The organism is Shewanella sp. ECSMB14102, from assembly GCF_000813075.1.
GTDB lineage: Bacteria > Pseudomonadota > Gammaproteobacteria > Enterobacterales > Shewanellaceae > Shewanella > Shewanella indica.
The window spans coordinates 109,044-127,086 of sequence record NZ_JWGX01000002.1 but is presented as its reverse complement, the minus strand read 5'-3'; the positions used below and the strand labels follow the sequence as shown (position 1 = coordinate 127,086).

The 18,043-nt window shown below is 52.9% G+C and carries 16 protein-coding genes; 10 read left to right on the top strand and 6 right to left on the bottom strand.

Going from position 1 to position 18,043, the window contains the following annotated elements; genetic code table 11:
- Positions 1–79: 79 nt before the first annotated feature.
- Positions 80–1,528, bottom strand: coding sequence for a sodium/pantothenate symporter (panF, locus tag RC73_RS00600; RefSeq protein WP_039032806.1), 1,449 nt, complete (start codon positions 1,526–1,528; stop codon positions 80–82).
- The gene (locus RC73_RS00595; RefSeq protein WP_039032805.1) at positions 1,525–1,737 is read right to left on the bottom strand and encodes a DUF997 family protein; all 213 of its coding nucleotides are present in this window, start codon (positions 1,735–1,737) and stop codon (positions 1,525–1,527) included. Before RC73_RS00595 ends, panF begins: the two co-directional genes overlap by 4 nt.
- A 939-nt stretch (positions 1,738–2,676) precedes the next feature.
- Here RC73_RS00595 and focA point away from each other — a divergent pair.
- Genes focA through pflA form a run of 3 tightly spaced genes read left to right on the top strand, consistent with a single transcriptional unit; the run spans position 2,677 to position 6,668 of the window.
- Positions 2,677–3,558 (top strand): formate transporter FocA, encoded by an 882-nt coding sequence (gene focA / locus RC73_RS00590; protein WP_039032804.1) that lies wholly within the window; start codon positions 2,677–2,679, stop codon positions 3,556–3,558.
- 29 nt (positions 3,559–3,587) lie between these two features.
- On the top strand, positions 3,588–5,870 hold the full coding sequence (gene pflB / locus RC73_RS00585) for a formate C-acetyltransferase (RefSeq protein ID WP_039032803.1): 2,283 nt from the start codon (positions 3,588–3,590) through the stop codon (positions 5,868–5,870).
- Between the two features lie 57 nt (positions 5,871–5,927).
- Positions 5,928–6,668, top strand: a complete 741-nt coding sequence (gene pflA, locus RC73_RS00580) for a pyruvate formate lyase 1-activating protein (RefSeq protein ID WP_039032802.1) — start codon at positions 5,928–5,930, stop codon at positions 6,666–6,668.
- A gap of 1 nt (position 6,669) precedes the next feature.
- Here the strand turns inward: pflA and yfbV are convergent, their stop codons facing one another.
- Positions 6,670–7,113, bottom strand: a complete 444-nt coding sequence (gene yfbV, locus RC73_RS00575) for a terminus macrodomain insulation protein YfbV (RefSeq protein WP_028779375.1) — start codon at positions 7,111–7,113, stop codon at positions 6,670–6,672.
- Positions 7,114–7,272: 159 nt separating this feature from the next.
- Between yfbV and ackA the strand changes: the two genes are divergently transcribed.
- The 6 genes from ackA (at position 7,273) to xthA (ending at position 13,405) form a co-directional block, all read left to right on the top strand.
- Complete coding sequence (gene ackA / locus RC73_RS00570; RefSeq protein ID WP_025011777.1) at positions 7,273–8,472, top strand: acetate kinase; 1,200 nt, start codon at positions 7,273–7,275, stop codon at positions 8,470–8,472.
- 93 nt (positions 8,473–8,565) lie between these two features.
- Positions 8,566–10,707 (top strand): phosphate acetyltransferase, encoded by a 2,142-nt coding sequence (pta, locus tag RC73_RS00565; RefSeq protein WP_039032801.1) that lies wholly within the window; start codon positions 8,566–8,568, stop codon positions 10,705–10,707.
- Between the two features lie 511 nt (positions 10,708–11,218).
- Complete coding sequence (locus RC73_RS00560; RefSeq protein ID WP_039032800.1) at positions 11,219–11,659, top strand: hypothetical protein; 441 nt, start codon at positions 11,219–11,221, stop codon at positions 11,657–11,659.
- 95 nt (positions 11,660–11,754) lie between these two features.
- Complete coding sequence (locus RC73_RS00555; RefSeq protein ID WP_039032799.1) at positions 11,755–12,300, top strand: septation protein A; 546 nt, start codon at positions 11,755–11,757, stop codon at positions 12,298–12,300.
- The gene (locus RC73_RS00550) at positions 12,300–12,599 is read left to right on the top strand and encodes a YciI family protein (RefSeq protein WP_025011774.1); all 300 of its coding nucleotides are present in this window, start codon (positions 12,300–12,302) and stop codon (positions 12,597–12,599) included. The genes RC73_RS00555 and RC73_RS00550 overlap by 1 nt, the downstream gene beginning before the upstream one ends.
- A complete protein-coding gene (gene xthA / locus RC73_RS00545) occupies positions 12,599–13,405 on the top strand; it encodes an exodeoxyribonuclease III (RefSeq protein ID WP_025011773.1) in 807 nt (268 codons plus the stop codon). The genes RC73_RS00550 and xthA overlap by 1 nt, the downstream gene beginning before the upstream one ends.
- A 148-nt stretch (positions 13,406–13,553) precedes the next feature.
- On the opposite strand, the gene RC73_RS00540 is transcribed toward xthA, so the two are convergent.
- From RC73_RS00540 to RC73_RS00530, 3 genes are all read right to left on the bottom strand, one after another.
- Complete coding sequence (locus RC73_RS00540; protein ID WP_039032798.1) at positions 13,554–14,969, bottom strand: methyl-accepting chemotaxis protein; 1,416 nt, start codon at positions 14,967–14,969, stop codon at positions 13,554–13,556.
- Positions 14,970–15,025: 56 nt separating this feature from the next.
- Complete coding sequence (locus RC73_RS00535; RefSeq protein ID WP_039032797.1) at positions 15,026–15,529, bottom strand: DUF1097 domain-containing protein; 504 nt, start codon at positions 15,527–15,529, stop codon at positions 15,026–15,028.
- 202 nt (positions 15,530–15,731) lie between these two features.
- On the bottom strand, positions 15,732–16,379 hold the full coding sequence (locus RC73_RS00530; RefSeq protein ID WP_028781082.1) for an MBL fold metallo-hydrolase: 648 nt from the start codon (positions 16,377–16,379) through the stop codon (positions 15,732–15,734).
- A 192-nt stretch (positions 16,380–16,571) separates the two neighbouring features.
- On the opposite strand from RC73_RS00530, the gene RC73_RS00525 reads away from it, so the two are divergent.
- Positions 16,572–17,858 carry an alpha/beta fold hydrolase gene (locus tag RC73_RS00525; protein ID WP_039032796.1) on the top strand — a complete coding sequence of 429 codons (1,287 nt, stop codon included), beginning with the start codon at positions 16,572–16,574 and terminating at the stop codon, positions 17,856–17,858.
- The last annotated feature ends 185 nt before the right edge of the window (positions 17,859–18,043 follow it).

Here is an 18,043-nt window from a genome sequence, read left to right as displayed (position 1 = left end):
GCGCTTTAATAGCCAAAAGCGCAGTCAATGACTGCGCTTTTTTTGTTTCATCCCTTACTCAACAATCAAGCATAGCTCTTTACTCTGCCTTATCCGGCGCTACCGCCAAAACCGCTCGCGCAGACAACCATGCATGGCAGCCCAACATGGCCAAGAGTGAAACCAGCAAGGCCGGGACCACAGGGTGAATATGAAATGGTAAAGGCAAGGCCTGCCATTGCAGCATTCCATAACTCAGCAATCCGGAAATCATCGCGGCAAATACGGCGTTGCCAGTCAATGAAGGCCAGAATACCGCCGCTAAAATTGGCCAGAGAAACACCGCCTGCAGCGCACCGAAAGCCGCCAGATTGAGCCAGACTATCATGGCCGGAGGCTCCAGCGCCCAGTAGCAGGCGAGCGCAGCAATCATCAACATGGCAATGCGACTCAAACGCAGCTGGCTTTGCGCCGAGGTTTGTGGCCTGACTTTAACCCAGGCATCCCGCACCAGACTGACCGCCGCCTGCAGCAACATAGAGTCCACCGACGACATCACGGCGGCAATGGGCGCCGCCAGCAGCACCCCGGCCAAAAGTGGCGAAAACAGTCCGGAGATCAAAGTTGGCATGATCTCATCCGGTACTTGCAAATCGGGATAAAGCGCCCGCCCCATCAATCCAATGAGATGCGGTAACAGTGTCATCAAGACACTGATAAGGGTGCCCCAAATAATACCTTTCTTGAGCGCCTGGGTATTTTTAACCGCCAGCAAACGCACCACAGTATGTGGCAACCCAAGCGTGCCAAAACAGATAAGCACCCAAAACGACAGCATCATGGGCCAGCCCAGTTGTCCTTCATTGCCGTGGGGTTGCAACAATGCCGGGTCTTCACTGGCCACCTTGGACATCAACTCTGTCATCCCCCCATGGCCAAGCAAGGTGAAAAACAGCAGCAATAGCCCCAGCAGCATCACTATCCCCTGAAAGGCATCAGTGATGGTCACCGCCCGAAAACCTCCGCTCAGGGTGTAAGCCAGCACAGTCACCACAAACAGAGCCAGCCCCAAGCTGTAGTCGATACCGCTGACGCCGGCAAACAACCTGGCGCCACCGATAAACTGCACCGTAATCATGGCGACAAATCCAAGCACCAAGGAGCCCAGCGCCAACATGCTGACTCCTTTATGCTCAAAGCGAGCATCCAACCACTCAATCAAAGTGGCGTAAGGCGCCTTGGCCGCGAGAATTTTCGGCCCCAACACTCCCAGGGTCAGCATGGCAACCGGCACCTGGATCAAGGCAAGCCATACCCAGCCCAAACCTATCTTGTAAGCGGCGCCCGGACCACCGATAAAAGAGCTGGCGCTGGTATAGGTGGCCACCAGCGTCAAGGCCAACATGGGGCCATTGAGAAAACGGCCACCGATAAAAAAGCGCGCCGCCTTATCCTGATAGAGGCTGGCCTTGTCTTGTCTGGCGGCAATAAAGCGGGTCAACACCAGGCTGAGCAACAGATAAACCAATACGGGGATAAGGGTGGTCACTCTTTATGCCCTCCCCGGCCAAACAGGTAGAAGAGCCCCAGAATGAAACATAATGGAGTCAGAATACAGGACAGCCAAAACCACAAAGGCAGGCCGTAATAATCAGCTTGTGCTCCCCAGATCCCTATATCGGTCAACAGGGGCCCAAGAGCCCAAAACAGGGCATAAATCAGGGTAAGTATGATGGCCAGACGTGCCATGGATGGCATAACGGCCTCCTTGGATAGCTCCTTGAAATGGAGCGTGACAGCAAAAGAAAGCCTTGATTCTAATCAACTCTTCCCTCGAGTGCCAAGGCATGACGCAAGTTACGCTTTGGTTGTTGGATAAAGTTACCACCCGGTTACCTGATGATATTCCGTTAACTTTTTGACTGCATGCCTAATGAACCATGACAGGACTCACAGCCCTGAGCCTGCTCCCAGGCGGGTCACAACAGCCCAAAAATCAAGACCCGAATCAAGTTTTGATATGGGTTTGTGAGGCCACAGGCATAAGCCTTTACTGAAATAAACTGGCGCCAGCTCCCCCCGCGTCGACGCAATGACATACAATTGTTAACCTGCTCGCAAAATTTAGCTTTTCCCTATGGGTAAAGGCCGATATCAGATGCCGACAGCACGGCTCTGTGTTAATATTTTTATGGTAAATTGGTAAGACCAATTTTAAGGTTCAATGCATGTAAGGCGATTCTTTACACAGTTCCTCAGAGGTCACTAAAACCTCATCAAGGCTCTGTAAGTCAAAGAAGGCGAGGATTGCGACAACACGGGAAAGGTCAACATTTCTGTTTGCAGCCATTCACCGCGAGCAAGAGCACAGACTGGACTTTTATAACGTGTTACAAGCTTATACTTGAACCAAACACCAATTAAAAGCACAAACCTTGGTAGATGACACTGGAAGATAACTCGAATTTCGGTGAATTATTTCAAGGAAATTTTAGACAAAAAAGAGTAGCAAAACGTAGTTTAATTTCATAATTTAGATTAATCAGCGGTTAGATTGATCTAAATCACGTAATTTAATTACACCTTGCTTATAGTTGATGAACTCGATGGCTCGCAGCCATCACTATAGATAAGCGATAAATGAACTTTATAACCTAAACCGGTGGCCAGCCACCAAATGAGCGAAAGAAGGCAACTATGAACAACAGTCCTAGCCCATTTGATGCATCAACCCCTGCCAATACTGCGCAGAAGGTCGAGGATGCGGCCGTCGTCAAAATCGGCCGTGATACCCAGTCGACCTTGTTGCTGGCCATGACTGCGGGGGTGTTTATTGGCCTCGCGTTTATCTTCTATGTCGTCGCCACTGCCGGCGGCAGCGCCCTTCCCTACGGTCTCAACAAACTCATCGGCGGTCTGTGCTTCAGCCTGGGCCTGATGTTGGTGGTGGTACTGGGCGGCGAACTTTTCACCTCAACAGTATTAACCATTACTGCCAGAGCCAGCAAACGGGTCACCACCAAAGCCTTACTGCGTAACTGGGGGCTGGTCTATCTGGGCAACTTTATCGGCGCCATGCTACTGGTAGGCCTGATGATCACCGCCAAACACTATGATGCCGGCCACGGTTTAATAGGCCTAGGTTATATGAAAACCGCCCAGGCGAAACTGCACCATGACTTTACCCAGGCTATCGCCCTCGGGATCATGTGTAACATCATGGTGTGTCTGGCGGTATGGATGGCCTATGCCGGTCGCTCGGTCACTGACAAGCTGCTGGCCGTGGTGCTACCGGTTGCTATGTTTGTCGCCGCGGGCTTTGAGCACTGCATCGCCAACATGTTCCTTATTCCTATGGCCATTATCAGCAAAAATATGGCTGGCACTGAATTCTGGACAAGCGCCGGGGTCAGCCCCGAGCAGTTTGCCGATCTCACATGGAGCCAATTCGTGTTCCATAATCTGGTTCCCGTCACTCTGGGTAATATCGTGGGGGGAGCTTTATTTGTAGGGTTGACTTACTGGTTTGTGTATCGCCGTCCTTTGCTGGCCAAGCAAGGCAGCGAAACCAGCAAGTAACTTTATCTCAACTAGAAGGTATGAGTACTATGACCGAGAAAACTGAGCTGTTTGCAAGCGCATGGGAAGGCTTTGTTCCCGGCGATTGGAAGACCGAAGTCAATGTACGTGACTTTATCCAGAAGAACTACACCCCCTATGAAGGTGATGAGTCTTTCCTGGCTGGCCCCACCACTGCGACCACAGCCCTGTGGGACAAAGTCATGGAAGGCATCAAGCAGGAAAACCGCACCCACGCTCCGGTCGACTTTGATACAGACAAAGTCTCTACCATAGATTCCCATGATGCCGGCTACATCAATCAAGAACTGGAAACCATTGTTGGTTTGCAGACTGATGCGCCACTCAAACGCGCCATGCTGCCCAACGGTGGTATCCGCATGGTTGAAGGCTCCTGCGCCGCCTATGATCGCGAGTTGGATCCTGAAATCAAATATGTCTACTCCGAACTGCGTAAGACCCACAACCAGGGCGTGTTCGATGTTTACACTCCGGAAATCCTCGCTTGCCGTAAGTCAGGTGTACTGACAGGTTTGCCCGATGCCTACGGTCGTGGCCGTATCATTGGTGACTACCGCCGCGTAGCCCTCTACGGTATCGACTACCTGATGAAAGACAAGGTTGCCCAGTTCACTTCACTGCAGGCTCAAATGGAAGCCGGTGAAGATCTGAGCAACGTTATCCAGTTACGTGAAGAGATTGCCGAGCAGCACAGAGCGCTGGGCAAGATGAAAAAGATGGCAGCCAAATACGGTTATGACATCTCCGGCCCTGCCAAGAATGCCAAAGAAGCCATCCAGTGGACCTACTTCGGTTATCTGGCTGCGGTGAAGAGCCAAAACGGCGCCGCCATGTCTCTGGGCCGTACTTCAACCTTCATCGACGTTTATATCGAACGCGATCTGAAAAACGGCGTGCTCACCGAAGAGCAGGCTCAGGAAATGATCGACCATTTCGTGATGAAGCTGCGTATGGTGCGCTTCCTGCGTACTCCTGAATACGATGAGCTGTTCTCCGGCGACCCAATCTGGGCTACCGAATCTATCGGTGGTATGGGTCTGGACGGTCGTCCACTGGTGAGCAAGACCAGCTTCCGCTTCCTGCACACCCTGTACAACATGGGCCCAAGCCCAGAGCCAAACATCACTGTGCTTTGGTCCGAGCAGCTGCCTCAGCCATTCAAAAAATACTGCGCCAAAGTGTCTATCGACACCAGCTCTATCCAGTATGAAAACGATGACCTGATGCGCCCTGACTTCGAGTCCGATGACTACGCCATCGCCTGCTGCGTGAGCCCCATGGTTGTCGGCAAACACATGCAGTTCTTTGGTGCCCGTGCCAACCTGGCCAAGACCATGCTGTACGCCATCAACGGCGGTGTGGATGAAAAGCTGAAAATTCAGGTCGCTCCCAAGGCAGATCCTATCACAGACGAAGTGCTCAACTATGATGACGTCATGAGTCGCCTCGACGGTCTGATGGACTGGTTGGCAACTCAGTATGTCACTGCGCTGAACACCATCCACTACATGCACGACAAGTACTCCTACGAAGCCGCGCTGATGGCGCTGCATGACAGAGACGTACGTCGCACCATGGCCTGTGGTATCGCCGGTCTGTCTATTGCTGCCGACTCCCTGTCTGCCATCAAGTATGCCAAGGTGAAACCGGTTCGCGATGAAAACGGTATTGCCGTAGACTTCGAAATCGAGGGTGATTATCCCAAGTTCGGTAACAACGACGCCCGTGTTGATGACATCGCCTGCATGCTGGTCGAAGGCTTTATGGCCAAAATTCGTGACAAAAAGATGTACCGCAACGCCATCCCAACCCAGTCAATCCTGACCATTACTTCCAACGTGGTGTATGGTAAGAAGACAGGTAACACTCCGGATGGTCGCCGCGCTGGTGCACCATTTGCCCCGGGAGCCAACCCAATGCACGGCCGTGACGAAAAAGGCGCTATCGCTTCACTGACCTCAGTGGCCAAGCTGCCCTTCGCTCACGCTCAGGACGGTATCTCTTACACCTTCTCCATTGTGCCCAATGCACTGGGTAAAGATGAAGATGCCCGCCGCACCAACCTGGCCGCGCTGATGGACGGATACTTCGCCCACAAGCCAGGTCATGAAGGTGGTCAGCACCTGAACGTCAACGTGATGAACCGTGAAATGCTGGAAGATGCTGTCGTCAACCCTGACAAGTATCCACAGCTGACCATACGCGTTTCAGGCTACGCAGTGCGCTTCAACTCACTGACCCCTGAGCAGCAGCAAGACGTGATTACCCGTACTTTCACCAAAGCACTGTAATTCACGTTTGAAACCAGGCTGCAGCGGCCGCCGCTGCAGCCATTCCAAGGAGAGCACATGACAGTAAAAGGACGGATCCACTCGGTGGAATCCTTTGGCACAGTAGATGGTCCCGGCATTCGCTTTATCGCCTTTATGCAGGGTTGCCTGATGCGCTGTAAATACTGTCACAATCGCGACACCTGGGATCTGGATGGCGGCAAGGAAGTGACGGTCGAGGAGCTGATGGAACAGATAGTCAGCTACCGACCTTTTTTGGAAGCCAGCGGTGGTGGCGTGACCGCCAGCGGTGGTGAAGCCGTGTTACAGGCAGAATTCGTTGCCGAGCTATTCAAAGCCTGTAAGGCCGAAGGCATACACACCTGTCTGGATACCAACGGCTTTGTTCGTAAGTACACAGAAGTAATTGACCAGTTGCTGGATAACACAGATCTGGTGCTGCTGGACATCAAACAGATGGATGATGCCAAGCACATAGATCTCACCAAGGTCAGTAATCAGCGAACATTGCAGTTTGCCGAATATCTGGCACAACGAGGCCAGAAAACCTGGATCCGTTACGTGGTTGTCGGTGGCTATACAGACGATGAAGCCTCGGCCGAAAAACTGGCAGAGTTCATCAAGCCAATGACCAATGTGGAAAAAGTAGAGTTGCTGCCCTACCACGAACTGGGCAAACACAAGTGGGAAGCTATGGGTGAGCACTATGAACTCGACGGCGTGTCGCCACCGAATCGCGAAACCATGGAGCGAATAAAGGCTATATTTATTCAGAAAGGGATCAACGCCGACTACTGATTCAGAGCTCTTCCCAAAATCCGGCGTCGAGACGTTCAAAGGCCAATTTGAGGATCTGCGCCATATCCATATAGCAGGCCTTGGCCCCTAAAGGGCGGCTGCTTACCCCAAGCCCGGAAAGCTTGGCATTGAGTTGATTACCCCAATCGAGCAAGGACAGCGGCAAGGGATGGCGAGCACGCCAACCCAGCCACAAATAGCCCTGCAAAGGCAGGCTGAGAAAGAACAGAAAGATAGCAATGGCCTGGGGCAGATAGTCCCAACCATAGAAATAGAGTGGCGCGGCAGCCGATAGCATGGCCAACACAGGCATCAATTGCAACGCCAACTGAGTGGCACGAATAACGCGAAACTCAGGAAAAAAGAAACCCAGTTGTCTGACCATGGGCCAGGTCTTCATATAACGATGACCTTCCCTCACGGTTTTGAGAAAGTTAAGGCTCAATCAAGGCACCTGAAAACAAGCATAATATTGCTTTTACCTTAGCACAGTTCCCTATTCGGCCCCAACAACGGCTTGACGGCAGGAACACAGTGAAACAGGTTACAGGCGAGTCCAGTTCACCCGTAACTCATTAATTAAAAACGGCGAAAGGTTTTTAACATGTCTAAAAAACTGGTATTGGTTCTAAATTGCGGCAGCTCTTCTTTGAAATTTGCAGTCATGGATGCACTCACGGGCGATGATCAGATCTCAGGTCTGGCCGAGTGCTTTGGTCTGGAAAACTCCCGCATCAAATGGAAACACAATGGCGAAAAGCATGAAGCCGCACTGGGCGCATTTACCGCGCACCGTGAAGCCGTGGAGTTTATTGTAAACCAGATTTTGGCTCCCCTGCCTGAACTGGCGTCACAGATCCTGGCGGTGGGTCACCGTATCGTGCACGGCGGCGAAAAATTCACCCGCTCGGTTATCATTGACGATCAGGTGATTAAAGGTATCGAAGACTGTGCCTCACTGGCACCGCTGCACAACCCGGCGCACCTGATAGGTATTCGCGCCGCCATGGCCTCGTTCCCAAGCCTGCCTCAGGTTGCTGTGTTTGACACCGCCTTCCACCAAAGTATGCCTGAGCACGCCTTTGTCTACGCCTTGCCCTATAAACTTTACCGTGAACACGGCATTCGTCGTTACGGTATGCACGGCACCAGCCATCTGTTTGTCAGCCGCGAAGCGGCCAAGGTGCTGGGTAAAGAGCTGGCTGATACCAATGTGATCTGTGCTCACCTGGGCAACGGCGCTTCGGTTACGGCAGTTAAAGGTGGCAAGAGCATGGATACTTCCATGGGGCTGACACCACTGGAAGGCTTGGTGATGGGAACCCGCTGCGGCGATATCGACCCCTCCATCATCTATCACTTGGTACACCAGTTGGGCTACACCCTGGAAGAGGTCAACAACCTGCTGAACAAGCAAAGTGGCCTTTTGGGGATCAGCGAACTGACCAATGATTGCCGTGGTATCGAAGAAGGATATGCCGAAGGTCACAAAGGTGCGACACTGGCACTGGAAATCTTCTGCTATCGTCTGGCAAAATACATCGCCTCCTACACTGTGCCATTGGGCCGTCTGGATGCCGTGGTCTTTACCGGCGGCATAGGTGAAAACTCCGACATTATCCGCAAGAAAGTGCTGGAACTACTGTCCATCTTCAACTTCCAGGTCGATGATGAACGCAACCTGGCCGCCCGCTTCGGCAATGGCGGAATTATCACTAAAGATGAAGGCACTCTGGCCATGGTCATTCCCACCAATGAAGAGTGGGTCATCGCCGAAGACGCTATTAGTTTGATAGAAGAATAATATGACCAATCAGCCGCCGGGTTAACCTGGCGGCTTTCATGTTTTTGACTTTACAAGATTCACCGGAAAACCATCGACTCCGAAGAGGTTTTTATGTCCCGTAACATTATGTTGATCCCCATAGGCACAGGCGTCGGCCTGACGTCTATCAGCCTGGGGATGGTTCGCGCATTGGAACGCCACGGCGTTAAAGTGCAATTCTTTAAACCCATTTCCCAGTTGCGCCCGCAGGACCACGGCCCTGAGCGTTCAACCACCATCCTCAGCAAATCCCCTACGGTCAACCCGCTTGAACCGTTTGAGATGATCCACGCCGAAGCGCTGATCCGTGCCGATCAGACAGATGTGCTGATGGAGCAAATCATCGCCCGCGCCAGTGAAATTGCCGACAACACTGAAACCCTGATCATCGAAGGCCTGGTGCACACCCGTAGCCATCCGTTTGCCGATGATGTCAATTATGCCATTGCCAAGGCGCTCGACGCCGATGTGATCTTTGTGGCAACCCCAGGCAACGACAGCCCGACCGGACTGATGAACCGCCTCGAAATCGCCTTTAATTCCTGGGGTGGCAACAAGAACAAACGCCTTATCGGTGCCATCATCAACAAGATTGGTGCGCCTGTGGACGACGAAGGCCGTGCCCGTCCGGATCTGTCTGAAGTATTCGACCATCAGGGTGTTCAGCGCAGCGATACTGCCGGTATGTTCCAGTTGCCGGGCAAGAGCCCACTGAGGATCCTCGGCAGCGTGCCTTATAACCTGGATCTGGTGTCCCCCAGGGCCTCTGATTTAGCCAAGCACCTGCGCGCCCGCATCATCAATGCCGGTGAGATGAACACTCGCCGTCTGCGCAAGGTAACCTTCTGTGCCCGCTCGATTCCCAACATGGTGCAGCACATCAAGACAGACTCGCTGCTGGTCACCTCTGGCGATCGCTCCGACGTTATCGTTTCAGCCTGTCTGGCGGCGATGAACGGCGTCAAAATTGGTGCCTTGCTGCTGAGTGGCGGTTATGAACCTGAGCCCGAGATCATGGCTTTGTGTGAACAAGCTTTTGAAACCGGCCTGCCTGTGTTCCTTATCGACACCAATACCTGGCAGACCTCACTCAATATTCAACGCTTTGACCACGAAGTCCCTGTGGACGATGCAGTGCGTATTGAACTGGTACAGGAATACGTTGCCGGTCATATCGATCAGAGCTGGATAGAAAGCGTCACCGAAAACTCGCCTCGCGAGCACCGCCTGTCGCCACCGGCTTTCCGCTACAAGCTTACCGAGCTGGCCCGCGCAGCGCACAAGACAGTGGTACTGCCTGAAGGCGATGAGCCGCGCACCATCAAAGCCGCCGCCATCTGCGCCGAGCGTGGCATTGCCCGCTGCGTACTGCTTGGCAAACGCGATGAAATTCTGCGTATCGCAGCCCAGCAGGACGTTATTCTGGGAGAAGGTGTCGAGATTATCGATCCCGATGAAGTGCGTGATCGCTATGTCGAACCTATGCTGGATCTTCGCCGTCACAAGGGCCTGACCGAAGTAGTTGCCCGTGAACAGTTGGAAGACAACATGGTGCTGGGCACCATGATGCTGGCCCAGAATGAAGTGGACGGTATCGTTTCCGGTGCGGTCAATACCACGGCCAACACCATTCGTCCGCCACTGCAGCTGATTAAGACAGCGCCCGGCTCCAGCCTGGTCTCTTCCATCTTCTTCATGCTGATGCCGGATCAAGTGCTGGTATATGGTGACTGCGCCATCAACCCGGATCCCAATGCCGAGCAGTTGGCCGATATCGCCATCCAATCGGCCGAGTCGGCCAAAGCCTTCGGCATTGAGCCCAGAGTGGCGATGATCAGCTACTCAACCGGTGACTCAGGTACAGGCTCGGATGTGGATAAGGTGCGTGAAGCCACCCGGATTGCCAAAGAGAAGCGTCCGGATCTGGTGATTGACGGCCCACTGCAATACGACGCTGCGGTAATGCCCAACGTGGCTCGCTCCAAGGCGCCGGACAGCCCGGTTGCCGGTAAGGCGACTGTGTTTGTGTTCCCGGATCTCAACACGGGTAACACCACTTATAAGGCCGTTCAACGAAGCGCCGATCTGATCAGCATAGGTCCTATGCTGCAAGGTATGCGTAAGCCGGTGAACGATCTGTCCCGCGGCGCCCTGGTGGATGATATTGTTTACACCATCGCCCTGACCGCCATTCAGGCCACCCAGAACGATTAACGGCCTATAGCCAATTCAAAAGCGTCTGCTACTGCAGGCGCTTTTTTTTGGTTCATCGCGGCTCTCCGGGGAATGTCACTCTGACAGTCAAAAGGAAGTATTTGATATCCGGTAGCCATAGCCCATTCGCTTCAGCAGTTTGATTTTGTTATTTAAACGGTATTATGGACTGACTGCGGCTTTTATCAGCAAATGCTGTACAAATTCGACGCAAAGGATCATTTACGCCAGGGATGATTAAGTCAGAAATAAGTAATCAGGGAAGAAATTGATAGGGGAAAACGCCAAGCGTCAAAAATTGACCAGCGACAATTTAACGACGATATCAATCGCTTAGGAAGTATCTATTGAGTCTTCAACACACTTGTCCACAGATTCTGTGGATAAGAATCTTTATACTACCCTTTCTATATGCCACAGGATCGCCGATCCCGTCAAGCCCGAGGCAGCGGCTTGCGATAAATGCTAAAAAAAACGATACTGTTTGGCACCAATCACCAGGGTCAACACTATGAGATATCTGCTTTTTCTTTGTCTGCTCGGCCTATTTGGCTGCAATGATGACCCGAGTCAAGCCACCATAGATACCCCAGAGCAAGTCGCCCTGGGATTCTTTCAGGCCATCTACGTAGATAAGGATGTCGAGAAGGCGAGCCTGTATGTCGACGACCCTATGAAGGAGGTGCTGAAAAGTTACTATATCGCCGCCTCTGTGCAGCGCCATATGCTCAATCTACAGATGACAGATGTCACCCTGGAGATTGAGGAGATAGATATCGACTTCTTTCGCAAGTTCACCGATGACGTGACTGTCGTGGTCAAATTTACCGGTCGTAGAGGTGGTCGTCCCTGGGTCGATGACAGAACCATTCGCCTGCATAAACGAGGCCGGGCCTGGGTGATAGTGGAAATTATCCCGGAGACCGGCAAGATCAACTCAGGTTCCCTGTAATAATTGTGCACTGACCCACGCAAGGGCCGAAGAGGTTTATCCCTCAAAGCCCGCCGTGCTAAACTCACAGGCAATTTTCACTCAGTCTGATTACTATGAAACAACTGCTGGATTTCCTGCCGCTGGTCATCTTCTTCGCCGTTTATAAGTTTTACGATATCTACGTCGCCAGTGGCGCCCTGATAGCCGCAACGGCGCTGCAACTCGTGGTGACCTATCTCTTGTACCGCAAGCTTGAGAAAATGCATCTCATCACCTTTGCCATGGTGGCCGTATTCGGCACCCTGACTCTGGTGTTTCACGACGATACCTTTATCAAATGGAAAGTCACCATAGTCTATGCCCTGTTCGCCTTGGGTCTGGGTGTCAGCCAATTGCTGAATAAGCCTGTACTCAAGGGCATGCTGGGGCAAGAACTCAAGGTCGCCGACAAGATATGGGCCCAAGTCACCTGGTACTGGGTCAGTTTCTTTATTGTCTGCGGCATTATCAATATCTATGTCGCCTTCAGTCTGAGTCAGGAAACCTGGGTCAACTTCAAGGTCTTTGGCCTGACCGCAGTGACGCTGCTGAACACCATAGCAACCGTGGTTTATCTCTTTAAACACATCCCCGAAGAGCAACGCAAGGAACTCAAATAATGTGGTATATGATCTCATCCCAAGATGTTGAAAACAGCCTGGAAAAACGTCTTGCCGCTCGTCCGGCCCATCTACAGCGCCTGCAACTGCTGGCCGATGAAGGACGATTGATGCTGGCCGGCCCACATCCCGCCGTGGACAGTGAAAACCCGGGGGACGCAGGATTCAGCGGCTCTTTGGTGGTGGCCGAGTTTGAATCGCTGGAAGCCGCCCAGGCCTGGGCCAATGCCGATCCTTATGTTGCCGCCGGCGTTTATCTGAGTGTTATCGTTAAACCCTTCAAACGAGTGCTGCCCTGATGAAAATCGTTTCCTTCAACATCAACGGATTGAGAGCCCGTCTGCATCAGCTGCAACAGTTGATAGACAGCCACCAACCGGACATCATAGGGCTGCAGGAAACCAAGGTGCACGACGAGGCCTTCCCTCTGGCCGAAGTGGAAGCCATGGGTTATCAGGTACATTTCCACGGTGGCAAGGCCCACTATGGTGTGGCTCTGTTATCCAAACAGGCCCCCATTGAGGTTCAAAAAGGCTTTCCCACCGACGATGAAGATGCCCAGCGCCGGCTTATCGCCGGCAAGTTCATCCAGGACAACGGCCGTGTACTGACAGTGATCAACGGCTACTTCCCCCAGGGGGAGAATATCAATCACGAGACCAAGTACCCGGCCAAGCGTAAGTTTTATGCCGATCTGATGCAGTATCTGCAAAACTCATTCAGCCCGGATCAGGATATTGCCATCATAGGAGATATCAATATCTCGCCGCTGGATCTGGATATCGGCATCGGCGACGCCAATGCCAAACGTTGGCTGAAGACGGGTAAATGCAGCTTCCAGCCGGAAGAGCGTGAATGGTTGCAAACCCTGCTGGACTGGGGTTTGGTGGATACCTTCCGCCAGTTGCACCCGCAGCGCAGCGAACGCTACTCCTGGTTTGATTATCGCAGCCGTGGCTTTGATGATAACCGCGGCCTGCGTATCGATGTGATCCTGGCAACCGAGTCGCTGGCAAGCCGCTTGAGTGAGGCCGATGTAGATTACGCGCTTCGCGGCATCGACAAGCCCTCGGATCACGCGCCTATCTGGAGCTGTTTTCGCTGACCTGGTTGTGAGCGCTGATGGCGCTGCTGATGCTGACCACAGCGAGCGGCGCGCTTGAGGCAAAAAACAAAGCTCAGGAAACGCTATAACGCAAAACGCCGACATCTGATGGTGCCGGCGTTTTTTTATGGCGCTACTGTCTACCCGTTTAACTGGTTTTATATTGTGCCAGCAGCCGGGTCAGAGAGGCTGAAGCCTGGGCCAGTTTTTGACTCAGCTCTATCGCCCTTTCGCTGGCCTGGCGCATCTGATCCGAGTGGCTGCGGATATCGCCAAGCTGCGAGCTGATCTCCCGGGCCGACACGCTTTGCTCTTCGGCCGAGGCTGCGATTTGGCTGCTGCGATCAAATACCGCATCCACTGAGCCACGCATCCCCTCAACATCCGTACCCACCTGAATGATCGCCTGGCGGCTTTCATCGGCCTGCGACACTATCGCCTCAGTCAGCTGAGACAAATTGCGGCTGCCCGCCTGTAAACCCTCTATCATACGTTGAATTTCCACTGTCGCTTCCTGGGTTCGTCCCGCCAGGGTCCGCACCTCGTCGGCAACCACGGCAAAGCCACGCCCCTGTTCACCGGCTCTGGCCGCCTCAATAGCGGCATTGAGCGCCAGCAGATTGGTCTGCTCGGAAATGCCATCAATAGTGGTCACCACAGCGCCAATCTCGGTAGCCTCCCGCGACAGTTGCGATACCGAAGAGAACGCCTCGGCAATCCGGCTCGACAACTCACCTATGCTGGCAACCGTTTCTGCTATATGTCTGGCACCCAGGCCCATCTGAGAGGCATTGTCCCGGGTCTGGGAAGAGGTTTCGGCGGCGTTGTGGGACACTTCGGTAATGGCATTGCTCATCTGCTCCATCGCCGTGGCCACAGTATCGAGAAACTGCCACTGAATTTTGCCCATCTCATCACCGGCAGCGGCTTGCTCGGCAAATTCGGAAGCCGCCATCGACAAGGTTTCAGCATTACTGCTGATGGCGGTGACCATTTCGCTCATGTTATCGGCGCAGCGGTCAATCTCGCGGGCTATCAGGCTGAAATCATCTGTACCGAAGAAATTGAGCCTAAAGCTCAAATCGCCGTCAGCCAGGCGTTTGATCGCCATATACATATCCCAGAGTCCGCCGCCGAGAGAGGTGGAGATCCAATAGCTGAGTTGAAACAGTGGCAACAGCCCGACAAAAGCCAACAGCAGCAACCAGTTCGCCCTGCTGAGCATCTCTTGCTCTTGCAGTGTTAAGCTGTCACCGAGCCAGTAGTTACCACCATGGCTACTGAGCATAACTTTGATCTCGGCGCGCGGTTCATTACGGCTAAGACCTTGCTGCTGTAGCCAAAGATCGCGCCCCTGCTTGGGCGCTAGCTGTAGCAGGGTCTCGGCTTTGGCTTGTAAACGCGCCTCAGCGCCCTGGGTTAAACTGGCATCCAACTGCCACCAGTTAGCCAGTGCGATAGCGACGGTTATGGCGCTAACCAGCGAACACACAAGCCAGAACTTACCGTTGAGACTGAACTTAATCAGCATGGCATCAACTTTTCTAAACTGGATCTGCTTCATCAGTGCTCCTCAGCGCGAAGCTAAAAGCCGGGACAGGATCCTGGCAATATAATCTATTACTCCACCGCCCTTTCGACCGGCAGAGGTTTTGTTTGAGTTTGACGACTGCGACTGGTTTGGCAATAGCCCATGAGGTCGGTCAAGCGACTCATGGCATAACCGAATACGGCGCCAATCAGCAGCGGCGGCATAATAGCTGCAATGTCCGCCGACATGGCAAAGGTGATGCAACAACCAATAAAGGCACCGGGAATAAAGTTAAGTTTACCGAAACAGGCCTGCAGGCACATGGCACTGGTGGCTATACCTGTGAAGATCCAGCCAAATAGCGGCGAGACAAAGAAGCTACTACCACTGATGATAAGCCAAGCCCAGAATACTCCCGATGTATTGGTGCACCAGGCCTGAAGCAGACCGGCGAAACCACTGCGTCCTTGAGCAAAGAAAGTACTGCATCCTAGAAACCCTATCCAGGTGATCAGCCCAAAGGTGTCGGCAACCCCACACCAGACAGTGGCCAAGAGACCGGCAGATATTGCTGCATGCCAACGCTGTTGCATAGGAGTATCTCCACAAAATGTAAACATTGGTTAAATTACCCCGATTTTGATAACAAAAACCGGATCTACACCAAAAAAGGGCTTATTAATGCCGAGATCCGGCTCACTTTGCAAACGTTTGGTAGTAAAAAAACAATAATGGAGTGAATTTTAGCCAAATAAAAACCCGGGCATGCCCGGGTCTGTTGCGACTAGAATAGCCTCAATCGGCCAGTAGCTGATCGGCAACAAAGGGGTTATTACGCCTTTCTTCACCAAAGCTCGACATAGGGCCGTGGCCGGGAATGAAATTGACCTGCTCGCCCAAAGGCCAGAGTTTGTAACGAATGGAGTCAATCAGCTGCTGATAGTTGGAGCCGGGAAAGTCAGTACGGCCTATAGAGCCACGGAAAAGGACATCTCCCACCCAAGCCAGGTTCTCTTCGCGGTCAAAGAAGATCACATGCCCGGGTGTATGCCCCGGACAGTGAAACACCTGCAATGCCTGCTCGCCCAAGATAACCTCTTCGCCATCTTCCAGATAGCGGTCAGCCTCGAAGGCGGCGCAGGCCGGGAAACCAAAGTTCTGGCTTTGGCGTGGCAGGTTCTCCAGCCAAAATTTATCGTCGATATGCGGGCCAATAATCTGCACGTCACATTCGGTGGCCAAAGCCTTGGCGGCACCAACATGATCTATGTGGCCGTGAGTCAAAAGAATATATTGCAACTGCAGGCCGTGCTGCGCCAGGGCATCCATGATGCGCTCATGGTTACCACCTGGATCTATCACAGCGGCTTTGCCACTCTTCTCACACCAGATGAGGCTGCAATTCTGCTGGAAAGGGGTCACTGGGATGATCTGGTATTTCATTACACACACTCGCAGGCTGTTATCGTTCCATGATCGATAGATCGTCTCGGTGCATGATCCATCAACCCTGCAACAGAAAAATTGATCCCGGGCAGGAAAGCGCCAGATAGGCGGCTTTTCTGGCGCCGGTTTGCAGCGCAGGGATTTTTGTATACAATTTTGAGCCATCCACTGTCAAGCCCAAGGCCCTACATGATAACAGACAGCCGTCTTGCTGGCATCCTGAGCCGCAAACACTTCTTCTCTCTGCCACTGGATTATCAGCATCCCACCGGGGAACAACTGCAAATTTTTGCCCGGGAGCTTATCGGCACCCAAGATAACGCCGCGACCCTGCCACTCTTGGTGTTCTTTCAGGGTGGCCCTGGCTTTGGTGCCGCCCGCCCCCTTGCCAATGGTGGCTGGATTAAAAGAGCACTCAAGGAGTATAGGGTACTCTTGTTGGATCAGCGCGGTACTGGTCTTTCAAGTCCGGTCAGCTTCAAGACGCTGGACGGCATGACGCCTGACGAGCAGGCCGAGTATCTGAGCCATTTTCGCGCCGACAACATCATCCGCGATGCCGAGGCGATTCGGGCACAACTTAGTCCTGATACTCCCTGGAGCATTCTTGGTCAGAGTTTCGGTGGTTTTTGCGTACTCAGATACTTGAGCGCCGCACCGCAAGGACTCAAGGAAGCCTATATTACCGGCGGTATCCCTTCCCTTGAGCGCCCCGCAGCCGAAGTTTACCGGGCAACTTATCAGCGCTTGCTGGCCAAAAACCAGGATTTCTTTGCCCGCTTCAAGGATGCCAAAGCCCTATTGGTCGAGCTCAGAGACTTTATCAATAACCATGATGCGCGCCTGGCTACAGGAGAGCGGCTGACCCAGGAAATGCTGCAACTTTTGGGGGTCAACTTAGGCATGGAGCAAGGGCCGGAGGCCGTCTACTATCTGCTGGAGCAAGCCTTGATAGATACCCCAAGTGGCAAGGCACTGAATCCTCTGTTTGAGGCGCAGTTCTGCCAAATGCTGGATTACAATACCAACCCACTGTTTGCCATCATGCACGAGTCCATCTACTGCCAGCAGCAAGCCGCCAACTGGGCTGCCCACAGGGTGCGGGCCGAATATCCGGCTTTTGCCCCGGACGCCAAAGAGCTGCTTTTCAGTGGTGAGATGATTTATCCCTGGATGTTCGAACAGTTTGCCAACCTCAAGCCGCTGAAAGCCTGCGCCGAATTGCTGGCCGCCAAAGCCGATTGGCCCTCACTCTATGACCCTAACATTCTCGCCAACAACCGCGTACCTGTCGCCGCTGCCATCTACAGCGAAGATATGTATGTCGAGCAGGCCTACAGCCTGGAAACCGCCGCCAAGGTGGGCAACCTCAAGTATTGGTTGACCTCTGAGTATGAGCACAATGGCATACGCATGGATGGTGAGCGGATCTTGGATAAGCTTATCGCCCTCAATCGTGGCCAGGCACTCAGGTGATTTCAGCTTAGGTTAATTTACAAAGCGCACACTGAACTTGGTTCCACATCCATTGACGCTTTGCTTAAACGCTTGTTTTGGTGTCGTCCCGGTCTGCTCTTTTGGCAGACCTTTTTTTATCCAAAAAAAACCGCAGCCTTGGCTGCGGTGGAAAAAACGGACGGGGTCCAATCCAAAAATACAGG

Excerpts from the sequence above, each read along its gene's own strand:
- pflA (WP_039032802.1), top strand. The coding sequence starts at position 5,928 with ATGACAGTAAAAGGACGGATCCACTCGGTGGAATCCTTTGGCACAGTA.
- focA (WP_039032804.1), top strand. The coding sequence starts at position 2,677 with ATGAACAACAGTCCTAGCCCATTTGATGCATCAACCCCTGCCAATACT.
- RC73_RS00560 (WP_039032800.1), top strand. The coding sequence starts at position 11,219 with ATGAGATATCTGCTTTTTCTTTGTCTGCTCGGCCTATTTGGCTGCAAT.
- RC73_RS00525 (WP_039032796.1), top strand. The coding sequence starts at position 16,572 with ATGATAACAGACAGCCGTCTTGCTGGCATCCTGAGCCGCAAACACTTC.
- xthA (WP_025011773.1), top strand. The coding sequence starts at position 12,599 with ATGAAAATCGTTTCCTTCAACATCAACGGATTGAGAGCCCGTCTGCAT.
- RC73_RS00535 (WP_039032797.1), bottom strand. The coding sequence starts at position 15,529 with ATGCAACAGCGTTGGCATGCAGCAATATCTGCCGGTCTCTTGGCCACT.
- RC73_RS00550 (WP_025011774.1), top strand. The coding sequence starts at position 12,300 with ATGTGGTATATGATCTCATCCCAAGATGTTGAAAACAGCCTGGAAAAA.
- RC73_RS00530 (WP_028781082.1), bottom strand. The coding sequence starts at position 16,379 with ATGAAATACCAGATCATCCCAGTGACCCCTTTCCAGCAGAATTGCAGC.
- RC73_RS00540 (WP_039032798.1), bottom strand. The coding sequence starts at position 14,969 with ATGAAGCAGATCCAGTTTAGAAAAGTTGATGCCATGCTGATTAAGTTC.
- ackA (WP_025011777.1), top strand. The coding sequence starts at position 7,273 with ATGTCTAAAAAACTGGTATTGGTTCTAAATTGCGGCAGCTCTTCTTTG.
- RC73_RS00555 (WP_039032799.1), top strand. The coding sequence starts at position 11,755 with ATGAAACAACTGCTGGATTTCCTGCCGCTGGTCATCTTCTTCGCCGTT.
- RC73_RS00595 (WP_039032805.1), bottom strand. The coding sequence starts at position 1,737 with ATGCCATCCATGGCACGTCTGGCCATCATACTTACCCTGATTTATGCC.
- pta (WP_039032801.1), top strand. The coding sequence starts at position 8,566 with ATGTCCCGTAACATTATGTTGATCCCCATAGGCACAGGCGTCGGCCTG.
- pflB (WP_039032803.1), top strand. The coding sequence starts at position 3,588 with ATGACCGAGAAAACTGAGCTGTTTGCAAGCGCATGGGAAGGCTTTGTT.